The following is a 16,797-nucleotide window of genomic DNA, read 5'->3' as shown; positions in this document are numbered from 1 at the left end:
TGCCGGGTCAGGACGCCGTCGTCACCTTCGCGGTCAGCGACCCGGTCTTGTCGTTCTGCGGGTTGAGCACGATCGTGTACGTGCCCGCGTCGGGCAGCGTCGTCGCCGCGATCGTGCAGTTGCGCCCGCAGTAGGGCGAGCTGCCGAGCGCCGTCCCGTCCGGCTTCACCAGCGAGACGCGCACGTCGGCCGAGGCGGCGAAGGTCGCGCCGGTGAAGGCGACGGCCACCTTCTGGCCGGCGGTCCCGGTGAAGGTCCAGCTCCCGTTCTGGCCCGGGGTCGTGGTGGTCAGGGTGGAGGCGGCGCCGCCGACGGTGACGGCGGCCGGGGCCAGGTCGGTGACCCGGTAGGCCCGCAGGGTCAGCTTGCCGGTCTTCTCGTCCTGCGGGTCGAACTCCACCGTGTAGGTGCCGCTGACGGGCAGCGCCACCGGCTCCAGGAAGCAGTTCCTGCCGCAGTACGCCGGCGCCACGAGCACGGTGCCGTCCGGCTGCTTCACCGACACGCGGGCGTAGGTGGAGCTGGTGAAGCTCGCGTCGGTGAGGTTGAACGACACGCGCTGCCCCGCCGTCCCGGTGAAGGACCAGACGCCGTTCTGGCCGGGCGTCGTCGTGGTCAGCGTCGAGGCGGCGCCTCCCACGGTGACGTTCGCGGCCAGGTGGGTGACCTCGTGGAGCTGCAGGGTGATCGCGCCCGTCTTGGCGTTCTGCGGCCTGAACTCGACCGTGTAGACGCCGGCGGCGGGCAGGACCACCGGCTCCAGCAGGCAGTTCTTGCCGCACGGGGTGTCGTCCACGAGCACGCCGCCGTCCGGCTTGCGCACCGCCACGTACGCGTCGTACAGGCTGGTGAGCGTGGAGGCGGTGAAGTTGAACGACACCCGCCGGCCCGCCGCGCCGGTGAACGACCAGACCGCCTTCTGCCCGGCCCCGACGGTGGTGAGCGTCGAGGCGGGCCCGCCGATCGAGGTCGCCGCGGTGACGTCACCCTCGGTGAGCTGCGCGGACAGCGCGCCGGCCAGCGCCTTGCGCGGGTCGAACAGGATCGTGTACGTGCCGGTCGCCGGCAGCGTGACCGGGTCGAGCATGCAGACCTTGCCGCAGGAGGTGTCCTGCCGCAGCACGGCCCCGTCCGGGCCGAGCACCGAGACCGCCGCGTCGGAGGCGAGGGAGAACGTGCCGTCCAGGAACGCGATGTTGACGTACTGGCCCTGCGTCCCGGAGAAGGTCCACCTGCCGTTCTGGCCGGGGACGGTCGTGGTCAGCCGGGAGACCGGGCCGTCGATCGCGATCGTCGCCGACACGTCGTCCACCTGGTACGCCCGCAGCGTCAGCGCCCCGGTCTTCGACCCCTTGGGCCGCAGGTCCACCGTGTACGTGCCGGTGGCCGGCAGGGTGACCGGCTCCAGCAGGCAGCCGGTGCCGCAGTTGGTCTCGGCGACCAGGTCGGCGCCGTCCGGCCTGCGCACCTTGACGGTGGCGTCCGAGGCGTAGGTGAAGGTGGAGCCGGTCAGGTCGAACGACACCCGCTGCCCGGCCGTGCCGGCGAACGTCCACAGGCCGCGCTGCCCCGGGATGGTGGTGGTCAGCGTGGCGGCCGGGCCGCCGACGCTGATCTGCGCGGTGACGTCCGGCGGCACGAGGTTGAGCGCGGCCGAGACGGAGCCGGTCTGGATGCCGGCCGGGTCCACCACCACCTGGTACTCGCCGTCGGCCGGCAGCACGGTCGTGTCGAAGTAGCAGGAGGTGGCGCAGAACACCGACGGCACCAGGACCGAGCCGTCGGGCTTGCGCATGGACGCGTTCGCGCTGGTGAACGTGCCGCCGGAGAAGGTGACCGAGACGCGCTGCCCGGCCTTGCCCGCGTACGTCCAGACCGGGTACTGTCCCGGGCCCTTCGTGGTCAGCTTGACGGCGGGGCCGTCCGCGGTGAGCGCCGCGGTGATGTCGCCGACGGTGACCTGCGCGGTCATGGAGCCCACCGACGTGCCGGACGGGTCCAGCACGACTGTGTAGACGCCGTTCGCCGGCAGGGTCACCGTGTCGAACGCGCACGAGGTCTTGCAGAAGGCCGACTCGTGCAGCTCGGTGCCGTCGGGCTTGCGGACCAGCGCGTACGCGCTGCCGAACGTGCCCTCGCTCAGCCCGAACGCGACGCGCTGCCCCGCCGTGCCGGCGAACGACCAGACGGCGACCTGGCCGGGCCCGGTCGTGGTCAGCTTGACCGGCTCGCCGCCGGCGGTCAGCGTGCCGGTCGCGTCGCCCTCGGTGACCTGCGCGGTGATGGAGCCGATCGCCGTCTGCGACGGGTCCACGACGAGCGTGTACGTGCCGTCGGCCGGCAGCGCGACCGGGTCGAACGCGCACGACGTCTTGCACCAGGTGGACCGGAACAGGTCTGTGCCGTCCGGTTTGCGCACCGACGCGTACGCGCCGCTGAACGTGCCGTCCGTCAGGGCGAAGGCGACGCGCTGCCCGGTCTGGCCGGCGAACGTCCAGTAGGCGCGCTGCCCCGGCGCGGTCGTGGTCAGCTTCACCGGCCCGCCGCCGGCGGTCAGCGTCCCGGTGACGTCGCCCTCGGCCACGCTCGCCGTGATCGGCCCGGTGTGCAGGTCGCTGGGGTCGACGAGCAGCGTGTACGTGCCGGTCGCGGGCAGCGTGACGGTGTCGAACGCGCAGGACTTCGGGCAGTAGGTGGAGCCGAACAGCCGGGTGCCGTCCGGGTTGCTGATCGACGCGCTGGCGGCCCCGGCCAGGCCGCTGACGGCGAACGCCACCCGCTGCCCCTGCGTGCCGGCGAACGACCAGGACGCGGTCTGCCCGGGGACGGAGGTCGTCAGCGTGGCCGGGGCCCCGATCGCGACCGTGCCGGTGACCGCGGCGGGCACCGCGTGCAGCCGCAGCGCGATCGAGCCGGTCTGGGCGTCCTTCGGGTCCCACACCATCGCGTACGTGCCGGTCGCCGGCAGCGTCTCGGTGTCGACGAAGCACTCCTTGCCGCAGGACTCCTGGGCCAGGATCCGCCCGTCGGGCCCGCGGAGCTGCACGGTGGCGTCGCCGAGCGAGGACAGCGTGCCCTCGCCGAGGACGGCGGAGACCTTCTGCCCGGCGGTGCCGGTGAAGGTCCAGGTGCCGCGCTGGCCCGGGTCGGCGACCTGGATCGGCACCTGGGGCCCGTCGATCGCGGCGGTCGCGACGACGTCCGCCCCCAGCGTGTTGACGCTCAGCTTGTACGGCCCGAACGCGTCGTTCCACGGGGAGACGCGCAGCCGGTAGGCGCCGGCGGCCAGCCCGTCGACGCGCTTGGCGCCGCACAGGTTGTTGGTGGCGGCCTTGGCGCCCGCGGCGTCGAGCAGCTCCCACCGCAGCCCGAACCCGGGGCACTCCTGCGCGTTGACGAAGAGCGAGGCCGGCCGGTCGAGGGTGAACCGGTACTCGTCCACCGCGACCTCGCCCTCCAGGTTGCCCGCGCCCTCGCCGGGCACGCCGTCGGAGGCGGTGAACGGCAGCGGCACCGCGAACGTCTGCGGCGGGGCGACGTCGAGGTCGAGCGTGACGTTGTCGAGGCCGTACGCCTGGCCGGAGATGCCGGCCGCGCCGGTGACCGAGACCTTCACCTCGATCTGGCTGTTGCTGTGGGTGACGGGCACGGTGACGCGGTACTTGGTCCAGGGCAGGCCGTTGGCCAGCGTCCCGGACGCGACGGGCGTCAGCTCGCCGGGGGTGACCGTGCGCGGGTCGTCGCGGTCGGTCTCGACCTTCACCGTCTCGGTGTCGGAGTCGGCCGACCAGTCGCCGACGGCCAGCAGGTCGAAGGCGAGGCTCCCGCTCTTGTGCGGCGGCAGCGACTGCACGAAGAAGCGGTAGGAGTCGTCGCCGCTGAACGGCCCGGCGAACGAGCCGGCGGAGGCGTCGGCCGACACCCGCGAGGGCAGCACGTTCTTGCCGAGCGTGCCCTCGAAGTCGACCGTCAGGTCCCCGTTGTCGTTGACGACCTGCGCCGCCGGGTCGATGCTGACCGTCTTCTGCTCGGCGGCGGCCGCGGCGAACGAGGTGTCCGCGGTCAGCGCCATGTCCAGGACGCAGTCGTTGAACGGCACGCCCGGCTGGACGCCGCTCGCCTCGCACTGGGCGCTCGCGAGCTGCATCTGCTCGGGCGTCAGGTCGTGGATGGTGACGACGCGGGAGGGGAACTGCAGGTCGGTGAAGGTCGCGGTGCTCTCGCCCGGGCCGTAGGTGAACAACGACTCGGTGTCGTCGAGCCGCCAGGAGTTGGCGTAGTCGGTGTGGAGCTGGGCGGGCGTCGCGGTGGCGGGGAGCTGGGTGCCGTCACGCAGCTTCAGGTCGTTCTTCGGGTCGCCGTCGGCGTTGCCGAGCAGGCCCACGAGGTCGCTGTCGGCGGACGGCGGCAGGTAGAGCCCGGCGGCGCCGCGCCTCCAGGACAGGACGGGCCCGTCCAGGCCGTCGAACATGACCAGCCACTTGCCGTCCTTGCGCAGGACGAACGCGTCCTTGCCGAGGTAGAGGATCTTGTCGGTGTCGAGCGTGAACTTCTGGCCGTCGAGGTACAGGTCGTTCTCGTGGAACTCGACCTTGTGGTCACCGGCCTCCATCGCGGCGTCGAACATCACCGACACGTCCCGGCCGCCGCTGGCGGGGCTGAGCCGGCCGTGGACCTCCAGGCCGTACCTGTCGGAGGCGGCGAGGACGAACTCGCCGACGGACTGCAGGTCGTAGCCCAGGCCGTCCAGGGTGGTGAAGTGCGGCTCGCCCTTGACCAGGCCGCCGTGCTCGGAGAAGTACCACAGCAGGATGAGCACGATCAGCGTGCTCGCGCCGAGCGCCAGCGCCGCCTCGGCGCTGGCGAAGCCGGCCGCGCGCAGGAACAGCAGGCCGCGCGGGGACTTGAAGAACGCCACGAGGGCGGCGGTCAGCGCGGCCGCGGCCGCGGCGGTGCTGCCGTACCTGGCCACGTCGTTGTTGTTCTCGGAGCTGGAGTCGCCGCGGGGGGTGGTGAGGCGGTCGAGGAGCTGCCGGAGCCCCTGCCAGATCGGCCAGTCGCGGTCGTCGTCGTTCTCGTCCCACTCGGGGATCTCGGTGGGCGGGCTGCCGGGCGGCGGCTGGCGCTTGCTCTCCTCGCACTTGCGCTCCTTGCGCACCTCGTCGATGCGCAGCAGCCCGGGAACGGGCGCGGTGGCCCGGTACGTGGAGAGCTGGTAGCCGTCCTTGTCGCCGACCTTGCAGCTGCGGTTCTTGCTGTAGACCTGGAACCAGTCGTCGTAGGCGCCGTACTGGTTGAGCACCGTGCCGGCGGTGACGTTCCTGACGCCGTCGTTGGACAGCGCGGTGACGTACCGGGCGACCTGGCCGCCCCAGCCCGAGTAGTCGGCGTTGTCGCTGACCTTGGCCTCGATCACCTGGCCCCAGCTGTTGCCGACGCGGTCGTAGTAGATGATGTCGGGCCGGTCGCTGCCGCCGCTGAGGCTCGGCTCCCACTGGATCGCGGGGTTGATGAGCCCGCCGCCCCCGCCGATCTGGTCGCTGAGGTACTTGATGGCGCGGGCCTGCCCGATGGCCTCGACGCCGCCGGACGGGCTGCACTCGCTGGGCTGCTGGTAGATGTGGGTCCCGAAGACGGGACGGTCGCGCAGGCACGCCTCGTTGATGCGGCGGCGCGTGGAGTACTTGTGGTTGAAGACGCAGCGTTTCTCGCCGCTGCGGCCGTTGGACCAGTCGTCGCTGTTGGGAGAGCACGCGGTGGCCGCCTCCGCCCACTTGGGTAACAACAGCTCGTGCACGGGAACGAGGAACCCGGCCACGAGCACGGCCACCATGATCACGCAGAGACGCCGCACGCTCACCCCGAATAAAGAGATCATAAAGTCTGGCAGCGGGACCGTACACCAATAAGATCGTTTTGCGATAGATGCCGGGAATTACCGGTATCTGTGATCTTTGACTAGGCTGCCCACCGGATCAGTAAGTGGAGGTGTCGTGGTCGTCGACCGGTCATGGGAGATCACATCCGGCGTACCGGCCGCCCGGCCGGTACGCGCGGCCCGGATGGTCCTGGCGGTCCGGGGGCCCGGCGGGCCCGCCGTGATCGTGCTGGACGCCGACAGCGACACGTTCGCGACCGTCCCCGGCCTGCCCGCGCACCTCGCGCCGGAGACGGTGTCGCTGTCGGACGACGGCGCCCGGCTGGTGTGCACGGCCCGCCAGGACGACGGCGCGGGACCGCCCCGGGTGGTGCTGCACACGCTCGCCACCGGCGAGCGCCAGGAGTTCGTCTCCGACGACTACCTGCGCGCGGCCCTCTCCCCCGACGGCGACCGGCTCGCCGTGCTCGCCGACCTGTCCGACGGCCCCGGCATCCCCGGCGTCGGCGACGAGGTCGCCGGCGTGGTCCTGATCGACACCGGCACCGGCGGCCGGCGCACGCTCTGGGCGGCCGAGGGCTACTGGGAGGAGGCGTCCATCAGCTGGTCACCCGACGGGCAGCGCCTCGCGGCCACGTACCTGACGCTGGACGACGTCCTCATCACCGTCGTCCTCGACCTGTCGGGCAAGGAGACCGCCTCCTTCCCCGAACGGGTCGCCCTGCCGGGCCCGCACTCCGTCTGGGCCTCCGAGCGGGAGCTGATCGTCTACCCGGAGCCCGACGACGAGAGCCCGCTCATCGCGATCGACGTGCCGACCGGCGCCGAGCGCCGCTTCACCCGGCGCAGCTACGACGGCTACCTCGCCATCAGCGCCGGCCGCGTCGTCCGGCCGGGCTCCGCGCCGGGCCGCCTCGTCACCGCCGACCTCGACGACGGCGACGAGCGGCCCTTCCTGGCCGTCGACCCGCAGGTCACGATCGAGGCCCTCGACATCGTCGCCTAGCCCCGCGCGACCGGTCAGGCGACGACCACGTCGTCGCCGATGCCCACGCCGATGCCGGCCAGGCCGTCGTGCGCCCAGCGCAGGGTGATGTCGTCCGCGAAGCGGCGCCGGTCCACAACGCGCCCGGTGCCGGTGTCGAGCCTGAGCAGCGTCGTCGCGTCCGCCGCGACGTAGGTGCGGGCGCCGTCCGTCAGCACGGCGTGGTCGCCCGTCTCGTCCAGGGCGCGGCGCCAGGCGACCCCGCCGTCGGCGATCCGGTAGGCGGTCGCCGCGGCCGGTGAACGCACGATCACCAGGTCGTCCGACACGCCCATCGCCTCCCCGTAGGGATTGCGTTCGAGCCCCGCCGAGGGGACGCGCCAGAGGACCTTGCCGTCGCGGGCCGCGCGGACGCTCAGGGCGCCGCCGGCGTCCACCGACGCCAGCCGGCCGGCGCCGAGCGCGCGCGCGTGCCACAGCTCGCCGCCGCGGAACTCCCACAGCCGTCCGCCGTCCGCGGCGCTGAGCGCGAGGTTCGCCTCGCCGCCCGCGCACTCCCCGAACACGAGCACGACGCCGCCCGCGCTGCGGACCGAGGAGGGCACGAGATCTCTCCTCTCCGGGCAGGAGACGGGCGGGCCTTGCGGGTAGGACCAGCGGCTCTCCCCCGTGCGGCCGTCCAGGACGTCGAGCCGGCCGTCGTGCAGGACCACCACGAGCGGCACGGGCCCGTCCGCGGCCACGGAGATCTCCCAGGCCGCCGCCCATTCCTCGTCGTAGGCGCGGTTGGCCTCGTGGTACGGGCCGCTCGGCAGGTCGGCCCGCCAGACGATGCGGCCGTCCGGCACGTCGATCAGGCTGACCCGGCCGTCCCGCCAGACGGCCGCGACCCGGCGGTCGTCCACCCGGACGGGCCCCAGGGAGTCGTCGGCCCAGGCGTTCTCGTACCGCCAGGCCGTGGCGCCGTCCGTGACCCGCTCGCCGACGAGCCCGGCGTCGCGCGGGCCCCAGCGCGAGCGCACCGCGACGTCGCCGTACACCTCGGCGGCGTAGGAGGCGCTGCCGACGACGTCGATCGCCGGAGTGCCCCAGCCCGCCGGCCGCCAGGGGTAGGAGGAGCGCCCCGCCGCCGTGATGGTCTCGCCCGGCAGGCCGATGAAGCCGAGCAGCAGCACGCTGACGACGGCGCACGACACCACGTGGATCACCCGCACACGTCCCAGCATGCCGCACGCGGGTGGCCGGTGCGGCCCCCTCGGGACGGCCAGGGCGGCAGGGCGGGGCGGCGTCCTCAGAAGGGGTAGTGCGCGTGCTGGGTGGCCAGGGTGATCCAGCGGGTGTTGGTGAAGGCCTCGATGCCCCAGCGGCCGCCGAACCGGCCGTAGCCGGAGGACTTGAAGCCGCCGAACGGGGCCTGCGGCTCGTCGGCGACCGACTGGTCGTTGACGTGCACGATGCCGGTCCGCAGCCGGCGGGCCACGCGGAGGCCGTGGGTGCCGTTCTCGGTGATGACGCCCGCCGTCAGGCCGTGGTCGGTGTCGTTGGCCTTGGCGACGGCCTCCTCGTCGGTGGCGAAGGTGTCGATCACGCAGACCGGGCCGAAGCCTTCGCCGTAGTACAGGTCGGCGTCGCGGGGCACGCCGGTCAGGACGGTCGCCGGGTGCACCGCGCCCTCCGGCTCGCCGCCGCCGGTGACGACGGTGGCGCCCTTGGCGACGGCGTCGCTGACGAGGGCGGCGACGCGCCGCGCCGCGGCGGCGGAGACCAGCGGCCCGATCACGGTGGCGGGGTCGGCCGGGTCGCCGGCGGGCAGCGCGGCGACCTTGGCGGCGAACCTGGCGGTGAACTCCTCCGCCAGCGACTCGTGCACCAGCACCCGGTCGCCGGACATGCAGATCTGGCCCGCGTTCATGAACACCCCGAACGTGGCCGCGTCCACCGCGTAGCCGAGGTCGGCGTCGTCGAGCACGATGATCGCGTTCTTGCCGCCGAGCTCCAGCATGGCCGGCTTGAGGTGCCGGGCGGCGTGGGCGCCGATGATGCGGCCGATCTCGGTGGAGCCGGTGAAGTTGACCGCGCGCACCCGGGGGTCGGCGATCAGCGTCTCGGCGATCTGCGCGGCGTCGGCCGGGTCGTTGGTGACGACGTTGAGCACGCCGTCGGGGAGCCCGGCCGCGGCCAGCACGTCGGCGACGAACAGGCCGCACGCGATCGGCGCGTCCTCGCTGGGCTTCATGACGACGGTGTTCCCGGCGGCGAGCGCGGCGGCCACCGCGCGGACGCCGAGGATGAGCGGCGCGTTCCACGGGGAGAACGCGGCGACCACGCCGACGGGCTCGCGTACGGCCAGGCCGAGCGCGCCCTCCTCCTGCGCGGCGAGCACGTCGCCGCGCGGCGCGGTGATCGCGGCGGCGCTCTCGCGCAGGACGTTCGCGGCCAGGCCGACGTTGAACAGCGCCCACGGCCGGGTGCCGCCGACCTCGTCCGCCATCAGCGCCGCCGCCTCCTCGCCGCGCTCCTGCAGCAGGTCGGCAGCCTTGAGGAAGATCGCGCGGCGGGCGAACGGGCTCAGCGCCGCCCAGTCGGCGAAGGCGGCCTGCGCGGCGTCCACCGCGAGCGTGACGTCCTCGGGCCCGGCGGCGGCCACGGTCGCGTACGCCTGCCCGGTGTAGGGGTTCAGGTCGGCGGTGGTACGGCCGGACCGGGCGGGCACGGACTTGCCGCCGATGAGCAGTTCGCGGGTGACGGTCATGGGCTTTCCTTCGTGGGGAGGCCAGGGGGCGACGGGGGCGACGGGGACGACGGGGGCGACGCCGGTGCACCGGCGAGAGGTGTCCCGACCGTACGGCCCCGTCAACACGCGTGCAACAAGTCGTTCCGGCGACTCGAACGCGAATTCGTCAGCTCGAACCCTGCTCCAGAGCGGGCCGGTGGCCGAGCCTCCGGGAGATCTCCGCCGCGGTGCGCCGCAGCGGCCCCTCCAGGCGCCCGGCCAGCGCCTCGACGGTGGTCGGCGCCAGCGTCAGGTACACCGCGACGTTGATCGCGGCCACCACCTCGCCGGACCGGTCGCGCACCGGCGCGGAGAACGAGCGCAGCCCCGGGGCCAGCTCCTCGTCGTTGACCGCGATCCCGCACCGGCGGACCCTGGCCAGCGCGGCCAGCAGCTGCTCCCGGTTGGTGATCGTCCTCGGCCCCCGGCGGGCCAGGTCGGTGTGGTCCAGGACGTGCCGCAGCGCCGCCGGGTCCTGGAAGGCGAGCAGCACCTTGCCCATGGAGGTGCAGTAGGCCGGCAGGCGGGAGCCGGCGTGCAGGTTGAGGTCCATGGCCAGGGAGCTGCGCCGGGTGCTGCGCCGCCGGTCCACGTAGACGACGTCGGGCCCGTCGCGCACCGCCGCGCTCACCGTGAACCCGGTCTCGTCGGCGAGCGCCTGCAGCAGCGGGCCGGTGACGCGGGTGAGCTCCATCGAGTCGATCGCGGCGAACCCCAGGTCCACGGCGCGCGGGCCGAGGAAGTACTTCTTCGTCTCGGCGTCCTGCTGGAGGTAGCGCAGCGCGGTCAGGGTGGCGACGTAGCGGTGCGTGGTGCTCTTGTTGAGGCCCACCGCCCGGGCCAGGTCGGCGATCCCCAGCACCGAGCGGTCGCCGGTGAAGGCGTCCAGGATGCTCAGCCCCCGCTCCAGGGACACCGAGTGCGACGCCGGGACGCCTGCTGGGGCGCGGTCTTCGGTCACAGCGGTCAGCATATGCTCTTACCGTTCCAGTCACCGGAACACATCGGCCGAGAGGATCACGGGACATGGCCCGAGCGGGGAGCGAGTGGCGCAGGTCGCGCATCGGGCACTTCATCGGCGGCGCGTGGGCCGGCGCCGGCTCCGGCCGCACCTACCCCGACCGCTCCCCGTGGTCCGGCGAGGTGCTCGCCGAGGTCGCGGCCGGCGACGCCGACGACGCGGAGCGCGCGATCACCGCCGCGCACGCGGCCTTCCCCGGCTGGTCCGCGCTGCCGCCCGCGCGGCGCCAGCAGGTCTTCCTGCGCGCGGCCGACCTCCTGAGCGCCCGGCACGACGAGGTCCTGGACGCGCTCGCCGCCGAGACCGGGTGCGGCCGCCACTTCGGCGAGGTCCAGCTCGGCTTCGCCGTCAAGCTGCTCCGCCAGGCCGCCCAGCTCCCCTACCAGCCCACCGGCAGCCTGCTGCCGTCCGACGTCGCGGGCACGCACGCGATGGCGGTACGCCGTCCGGTGGGCGTAGTCGGCGCGATCGCGCCATGGAACGCCTCGCTCACCCTGTCCGGGCGGGCGATCGCCGGGCCGCTCGCCCTCGGCAACACCGTGGTGCTGAAACCCTCCGAAGAGGCTCCGTACACCGGCGGCGCCCTCTGGGCGGAGGTGCTGCACGAGGCCGGGCTGCCGGCCGGCGCGCTCAACGTGGTCACCCACGCGCCGGGCGAGGCCGGCGGGCTCGCCGACGCGATGCTGGCCTCCCCCCTGGTAAAACGGATCAACTTCACCGGCTCCACCCCCACCGGCCGCCGCCTGGCCGAGAAGGCCGGCCGTCACCTCAAGCGCGTCGTGCTCCAGCTCAGCGGCCAGAACCCGCTCATCGTCACCCGCGACGCCGACCTCGCCCACGCGGTGGACGCCGCCACCTACGGCGCCTTCGTCCACCAGGGCCAGGTGTGCATGTGCGCCCGGCGGATCTACGTCGAGCGGCCGCTGGCCGACGCGTTCACCGAACGGTTCGCGGCCAGGGCCGCGACGCTGCCTACCGGCGACCCGCGCAACCCGGCCACCGTCGTCGGCCCCGTCATCGACGAGTGGGCGCTGGCGCTGCTGGACCGGCGGGTCAGGGAGGCCGTCCAGCTCGGCGCCCGCGTCCTGGCCGGCGGCGTGCCACGGCCCCCGTGCTACCCGGCCACCGTCCTGGCCGACGTGCCGGACGAGGCCGAGATCGCCCAGGGCGAGACGTTCGGGCCGGTCGTGGTGGTGGAGGCGGTCGACTCGGCCGACGCGGCGGTCGCCCGCGCCAACGCCTCCGACCTGGGCCTCGCCGCGTCCGTCATCACCGGCGACCCCCGGCACGGGCTCAAGCTGGCGTCCCGGCTGGACGCCGGCATCGTGCACGTCAACGACCAGCCGGTCAACGACGAGCCGCACATGCCGTTCGGCGGCGTCAAGGACAGCGGGTGGGGCCGGTTCGGGCTGGGGTTCGCCGCCGAGGAGTTCAGCGAGCTGCAGTGGGTCACGGTACGCGACCAGGACCGCGAGTACCCGTTCTGACCGGCCCCGGGGGTCACGGGCCGCTGAGGAAGGTCACGGGCCGCTGATCGCCTGGTCCGAGCCCAGGGCCCTGGTCCGGGTCTCCAGGAAGGCCCGCAGGGTCCTCGCCTCCTCCTCGATCTTGGCGGGGTCGGCCCCCTCGTTGCGCCCGTAGGCCGCGACGAGGCCGTCCAGCAGGCCGGCGGCGGTGCCGTCGGCCAGCAGGCCGGCGTACAGGGCCCGGTACTGCTCCTCGTAGAGCTGCTTGAAGGCGGCGTTCGCGAGGAACTTCTCCTTCAAGGGGTGGCTCGTGCGCGTCGTGTCGCGCGCGCCGCTCTCGGCGTTCCCGCTGAACGCGAGGTTGAGGTCCCAGGTGATGACCCGGAACTTCCCGGTGTCCAGGTCGTACCACAGGTAGTAGTTCTTGCCGGGTCCTGCCATGTCGTCGAAGTTCGCCATGAGGTTCTGCAGGGCCAGGTACCGGGCGAACGACTGCACGTCCAGGCGCTCGTCCAGGCCCTCGGCGAACTCGGCGGCGGAGGCCTCGTTCACCCACTTGACCAGGTCGATGACGGGCTGCAGGTCCTTGCCGCCGACCTTGTTGACCTGCTTGAAGTCCTCGGTGTACTCGGTCTGGTCCTCGCCCTTGTAGGTGAAGGAGCCCGAGGCCAGCGACTTGTACAGCACGCCGTCGCCGAGCCGTTCGGCGTAGCCCTCGTCCAGGTACTCCACCAGCAGCCGCGGCGCGGCGGCGCGGCCGTTGACGGTGAAGGCGGAGTAGGTGGAGCGCTGGGTGGGCTCGCCGGCGGCGCCGACCACCGAGATGCCCAGCGCCTCGTTCAGCATCGCCGCCGAGCCCGTCGAGGCCGGGCGGACGGCCACCTGGCTGTGGCCCTGGTAGCGGCGGCCCGCCACGAACTCGTCGAAGCTGATCAGCCACGGCAGGTTCTCCGGCTCCTCGCCCTTGAGCTGGGCGCCGAAGCCCCCCGGCCCGCCCCCGCCGCCGAACCCGCCGCCGAACCCGCCGTCGCGGCCGGCTCGCGGCTGCCCGGGGGGCGGCATCCCGTCGGGAGGCCGGAAGCCCTCCGGCAGTCCTTCGGGCCGCCGCTCGCCCGCGGGCACGCGGCGCTGCTTGGCCTGCCCCTTCCAGGTCAGCCCCATCAGGGTCGAGTTGCCCTTGAGGCGGACGCCCACGCTGGGGACGCGGGTCCCGTCGACGGTCAGGTCGGCCTCGACGTACTTCTTCTCGCCGTCCTTGAAGAACTCGGTCAGCATGTCCTGGTACGCCGCGTCCGTGAAGGTGATCCTCACGTCGTGCGCCACGTCGGGGTCGAACAGGTCCTTGGTGCCGGTCAGGTTCGTGACGACCGTCCCGGCCTCGGCGGTCTTCGCGCTGGTGACGTACGGGCGGATGGTCCCGCTGCCGAACACGCCGCAGCACGCCGCCAGGAACGCCGCGCACCACGCGACGAGTTTCCAGTTCTGCCGGAGCCTGACCGGGATGCGGTGCTTGAGAGACGTCATGGCGTCACAGGTCGGTCTGGTCGTACCCGGTCAGGACGGTGGCCGACTGGCCGTGGTTGCGCTCGCGCAGCGCGGCGATGACGTCGGCGGGCTCGCTGCCCTTCTTGATCTTGACTGTGTACATCAGCTCCAGCAGCGCGCCCGCCCTGATGGACTCCATGCTGACCAGCTCGAACTCGTCGGTGTGGCGCACCAGCACGTCCTGGACGGCGGGCGTGTAGTCGTCGTCGGAGGGCACCTGCACCTTGACGACCTGGCGGCGCACGTTCAGCGCGAACCAGTTGAACCGGCTCATCAGCATGACGATCAGCGAGATCGCCACGGCGGCCACGACCGCCAGCAGGTAGAAGCGGGTGCCGACGGCCATGCCGACGCCCATCACCAGGAAGATGAACCCGACGTCGCGGGTCTCCTTGATGGCGTTGCGGAAGCGCACCACCGACAGCGCGCCGACCAGGGCGAACGCGCGGGCGATGTTCGAGCCGACGACGAGCATGATGAGCGAGATCAGCATGCCGAGGACGACCAGCGTCTGCACGTACGACTGGCTGTAGGACACGTTGCGGTGCGTCGCCCGGTACACCCAGCCGATCATCGCGCTGAGCACGAACGACAACGCCATCGCGATCGCGATGTCGGCCACGCTGAACGTGCCGGACAGGTCCTGGAAGGAGAAGTCCATGGGGGTCATGCCTCCGAGAGAACGGCCGGCCGGCGGCGGCCGGGATCCACGTCATGGCTGACGTCGTGGCCGGGGATGTGGAAGATCGAGCGCGGGGCCAGCCCGTGCGCCTCGACGCTCTGGCAGTACTTGGAGACCCGCACCACCTGCAGGTTCCGCTTCGCGGTCAGGTCGGTCAGCCAGTACGGCACCCGCTCGTTCGCCTTGACCTCCACGATCGACTTGCGGGCGGGCACGATGAGCCGGTTCTCGCTGTCGGCGCCGAGGTGGAAGTCCCGGTCGCGGCCGCGGATGCGCTGGTCGAAGGTGACGCGCAGGCCCACGTCGGCGTCGCGGCCCACGTACGCGTGCCGCTGGTAGCCGGTCACCGCCACGGCCCGCAGGTCGAGGCGGAGCACCAGGTCGAGCACCTCTTCCAGGAAGGCCCGCCGGGACGGGTCGTGCCCGACCGGTTCCCGCCCGTCGCACAGGCGCAGCGCGTCGGCGTACGGCAGCCGCACCCGCCGCTTCTGCGTCACCCGGTTGACCCGCTGCTTGATCTCGACGTACACCGGCGTGTCCGCGCCGACGGCGAACCGGTCGCCGTAGTGGCGCACCCGCAGCTTCCTGCGGAACTTCAGCCCTTCGATCTTCTCCCAGTAGAAGCGCAGCTGCCGCGTGTCGTAGTAGACGCTCCAGACGCCGTAGCCGTGGTCGCCGCTGTGCCGGTCGCGATCCAGCCGCTGCTCGATCTCCTCGCGCAGCGCGGCCGCCTCGGCCACGTCCACCAGGTACTTGATCTCGTACCGGTTGAAGGCGTGCAGCGTGCCCGGCGCCCGCAGCCGGTGCCCCTGCTCGCCGCCCGCCTCGCCGTCGGCGGGAGCCTGTTCTCCGCGGAACCTTCCCAGCATGTCCCTCCTTCTGTCGGCACACATCCGACAGGAGGAAGCTGGGAACAACGTGTGAACCGCACCTGACGTTCAGATGAACGGCCGCAGCGTCCCGCCGAACCGCACCGGTCCGGGCGCCCGCGGGGTCAGCGGCCGAAGGAGCCGATCAGGGTCTCCACGCGGTCGCGCTTGGCGTACAGGTCCCAGAAGCCCTCGGCGAACACGTCCGGGTGGATCACCTCGGGCTCGAACGCGAGCGGCCCCTCGGCCGACATGAGCGCCCGGTGCGGCACGCTGCCCTCGATGAGCGCGCCGACGTTCACGGCGCCGGCGTAGACGCCCTGATCCGCGAGCACGGCGTTGAGGTTGTGGTAGTAGTTGCGCAGCGCGGCCTGCGCCATGCCGGCGTTGCCGAGGAACGGCGTCGGGTGCACGCCCGACTGCCCCGCCGTGAACAGGATCGCGCCGTCGCCCCGCGCGAGCATGCCCGGCAGCACGGCCCGGACCAGCGCGACCGCCGAGAGCAGGAAGCGGTCGAGGATCATCCGCAGGTTGCCGGGGTCGACGTCGAGCACGGCCGCGATGCCCTCTCCCATGGTGCCGCCGCCCGGGTTGAACGCGACGGCGTCGATGCGGCCGTACCGCTCGGTGATGGCGGCGACGGCGGCCTCGGTCTGCGCCCGGTCGTAGACGTCGGCCCGGAAGCCGGCCGCCTCGACGCCGTCGCCCGCCAGCTCGGCGACGAGGGGGTCGAGGGTGCGCGAGGTCCGGGCGACGAGCGCGACCCGGAAGCCCTCGCGCCCGAAGCGGCGGGCGAGGGACAGGCCCAGGACGGGCCCGGCCCCGAAGATCGCGAGAACCTTGGACATGCGGACTCCTTAAGTTGACTGTGGTCCCAAGTTCGCAGAAATTGAGACCACAGTCAACTTCGCTACAATCGTCCGCATGCCGCCTCGTACGAAACCCCTCCGCAAGGACGCGCAGCGCAACCGCGACCTGCTGATCAGGACGGCGCGGGAGCTGTACGCCGCGCGTGGCCTCGACGTCTCCCTCGACGAGATCGCCCGGACGGCCGGGGTGAGCAGCGGCACCCTCTACAACCATTTCCCGGACCGCGCCGACCTGGTCGAGGCCGTCTTCGCCGACCGCGCCGCCACCGTCGTGCGCATCGCCGAGCACGCGCTGGCGCTGGAGGACGCGTGGGAGGGCCTGACGCACTTCCTGGAGCGCGTCTGCGAGCTGCAGGCCGCCGACCGCGGCTACAACGACCTGGTCTCCCGCCGCGTCCCGCAGGCCCCGCCCACCGAGAGCCACCAGCGCGGCCACGAGCTGATGAAGCGGGTCGTCGACCGGGCGCGCGAGTCGGGGGCGCTGCGCGGCGACGTCACCCTGGAGGACCTGGCCTTCGTCACCTGGGGCACCGCCCGCACCGTCGAGGCCACCGCCGGCGTGCGGCCGGAGGCGTGGCGCCGCCACCTCGCCCTCCTGCTCGACGGCCTGCGCGCCCCGGCCGCGCACCCGCTGCCCGAGCCGCCGCTGACGCCCGCCGAACTGGCCGATCTCATGCGCGGCTGCGGGGGGTAGCGGAGCGGGCCGGCG

Annotated in this window: 11 protein-coding genes; 3 read left to right on the top strand and 8 right to left on the bottom strand. The window is 72.9% G+C overall.

The features are described 5' to 3' along the window. Positions 1–7 precede the first annotated feature (7 nt). On the bottom strand, positions 8–5,860 hold the full coding sequence (locus MF672_RS32080) for a VWD domain-containing protein (RefSeq protein WP_242375773.1): 5,853 nt from the start codon (positions 5,858–5,860) through the stop codon (positions 8–10). A 133-nt stretch (positions 5,861–5,993) separates the two neighbouring features. On the opposite strand from MF672_RS32080, the gene MF672_RS32075 reads away from it, so the two are divergent. Beyond that, positions 5,994–6,884, top strand: a complete 891-nt coding sequence (locus MF672_RS32075) for a beta-propeller domain-containing protein (RefSeq protein WP_242375774.1) — start codon at positions 5,994–5,996, stop codon at positions 6,882–6,884. Positions 6,885–6,898: 14 nt separating this feature from the next. Here MF672_RS32075 and MF672_RS32070 read toward each other — a convergent pair whose 3' ends face one another. The 3 genes from MF672_RS32070 to MF672_RS32060 form a co-directional block, all read right to left on the bottom strand. Beyond that, complete coding sequence (locus MF672_RS32070) at positions 6,899–8,089, bottom strand: outer membrane protein assembly factor BamB family protein (protein ID WP_242375775.1); 1,191 nt, start codon at positions 8,087–8,089, stop codon at positions 6,899–6,901. 65 nt (positions 8,090–8,154) lie between these two features. Next, complete coding sequence (locus MF672_RS32065) at positions 8,155–9,615, bottom strand: aldehyde dehydrogenase family protein (protein ID WP_242375776.1); 1,461 nt, start codon at positions 9,613–9,615, stop codon at positions 8,155–8,157. Positions 9,616–9,763: 148 nt separating this feature from the next. Continuing rightward, positions 9,764–10,597 (bottom strand): IclR family transcriptional regulator, encoded by an 834-nt coding sequence (locus MF672_RS32060; protein ID WP_242375777.1) that lies wholly within the window; start codon positions 10,595–10,597, stop codon positions 9,764–9,766. Between the two features lie 65 nt (positions 10,598–10,662). On the opposite strand from MF672_RS32060, the gene MF672_RS32055 reads away from it, so the two are divergent. Beyond that, on the top strand, positions 10,663–12,144 hold the full coding sequence (locus MF672_RS32055; protein WP_242375778.1) for an aldehyde dehydrogenase family protein: 1,482 nt from the start codon (positions 10,663–10,665) through the stop codon (positions 12,142–12,144). 33 nt (positions 12,145–12,177) lie between these two features. On the opposite strand, the gene MF672_RS32050 is transcribed toward MF672_RS32055, so the two are convergent. The 4 genes from MF672_RS32050 to MF672_RS32035 all read right to left on the bottom strand — a co-directional run bounded on the left by MF672_RS32050 (position 12,178) and on the right by MF672_RS32035 (position 16,067). Beyond that, positions 12,178–13,647, bottom strand: a complete 1,470-nt coding sequence (locus MF672_RS32050) for a CotH kinase family protein (RefSeq protein ID WP_242375779.1) — start codon at positions 13,645–13,647, stop codon at positions 12,178–12,180. 4 nt (positions 13,648–13,651) lie between these two features. Next, complete coding sequence (locus MF672_RS32045; protein WP_242375780.1) at positions 13,652–14,338, bottom strand: DUF4956 domain-containing protein; 687 nt, start codon at positions 14,336–14,338, stop codon at positions 13,652–13,654. Continuing rightward, positions 14,335–15,219, bottom strand: a complete 885-nt coding sequence (locus MF672_RS32040) for a polyphosphate polymerase domain-containing protein (RefSeq protein ID WP_242375781.1) — start codon at positions 15,217–15,219, stop codon at positions 14,335–14,337. Before MF672_RS32040 ends, MF672_RS32045 begins: the two co-directional genes overlap by 4 nt. 125 nt (positions 15,220–15,344) lie before the next feature. Continuing rightward, complete coding sequence (locus MF672_RS32035; RefSeq protein ID WP_242375782.1) at positions 15,345–16,067, bottom strand: SDR family NAD(P)-dependent oxidoreductase; 723 nt, start codon at positions 16,065–16,067, stop codon at positions 15,345–15,347. Between the two features lie 76 nt (positions 16,068–16,143). On the opposite strand from MF672_RS32035, the gene MF672_RS32030 reads away from it, so the two are divergent. Then, positions 16,144–16,782: a TetR/AcrR family transcriptional regulator gene (locus tag MF672_RS32030; protein WP_242375783.1), complete on the top strand. Its 639-nt coding sequence runs from the start codon at positions 16,144–16,146 to the stop codon at positions 16,780–16,782. Positions 16,783–16,797 lie beyond the last annotated feature (15 nt).

Source organism: Actinomadura luzonensis (assembly GCF_022664455.2).
Taxonomy (GTDB): domain Bacteria; phylum Actinomycetota; class Actinomycetes; order Streptosporangiales; family Streptosporangiaceae; genus Nonomuraea; species Nonomuraea luzonensis.
This window is presented reverse-complemented; position numbering and strand designations above follow the sequence as displayed.

Bases quoted from the DNA above. Each gene is read 5' to 3' on its own strand.
- MF672_RS32070 (WP_242375775.1), bottom strand. From the start codon at position 8,089: ATGCTGGGACGTGTGCGGGTGATCCACGTGGTGTCGTGCGCCGTCGTC.
- MF672_RS32065 (WP_242375776.1), bottom strand. From the start codon at position 9,615: ATGACCGTCACCCGCGAACTGCTCATCGGCGGCAAGTCCGTGCCCGCC.
- MF672_RS32055 (WP_242375778.1), top strand. From the start codon at position 10,663: ATGGCCCGAGCGGGGAGCGAGTGGCGCAGGTCGCGCATCGGGCACTTC.
- MF672_RS32050 (WP_242375779.1), bottom strand. From the start codon at position 13,647: ATGACGTCTCTCAAGCACCGCATCCCGGTCAGGCTCCGGCAGAACTGG.
- MF672_RS32045 (WP_242375780.1), bottom strand. From the start codon at position 14,338: ATGACCCCCATGGACTTCTCCTTCCAGGACCTGTCCGGCACGTTCAGC.
- MF672_RS32040 (WP_242375781.1), bottom strand. From the start codon at position 15,219: ATGCTGGGAAGGTTCCGCGGAGAACAGGCTCCCGCCGACGGCGAGGCG.
- MF672_RS32035 (WP_242375782.1), bottom strand. From the start codon at position 16,067: ATGTCCAAGGTTCTCGCGATCTTCGGGGCCGGGCCCGTCCTGGGCCTG.
- MF672_RS32030 (WP_242375783.1), top strand. From the start codon at position 16,144: ATGCCGCCTCGTACGAAACCCCTCCGCAAGGACGCGCAGCGCAACCGC.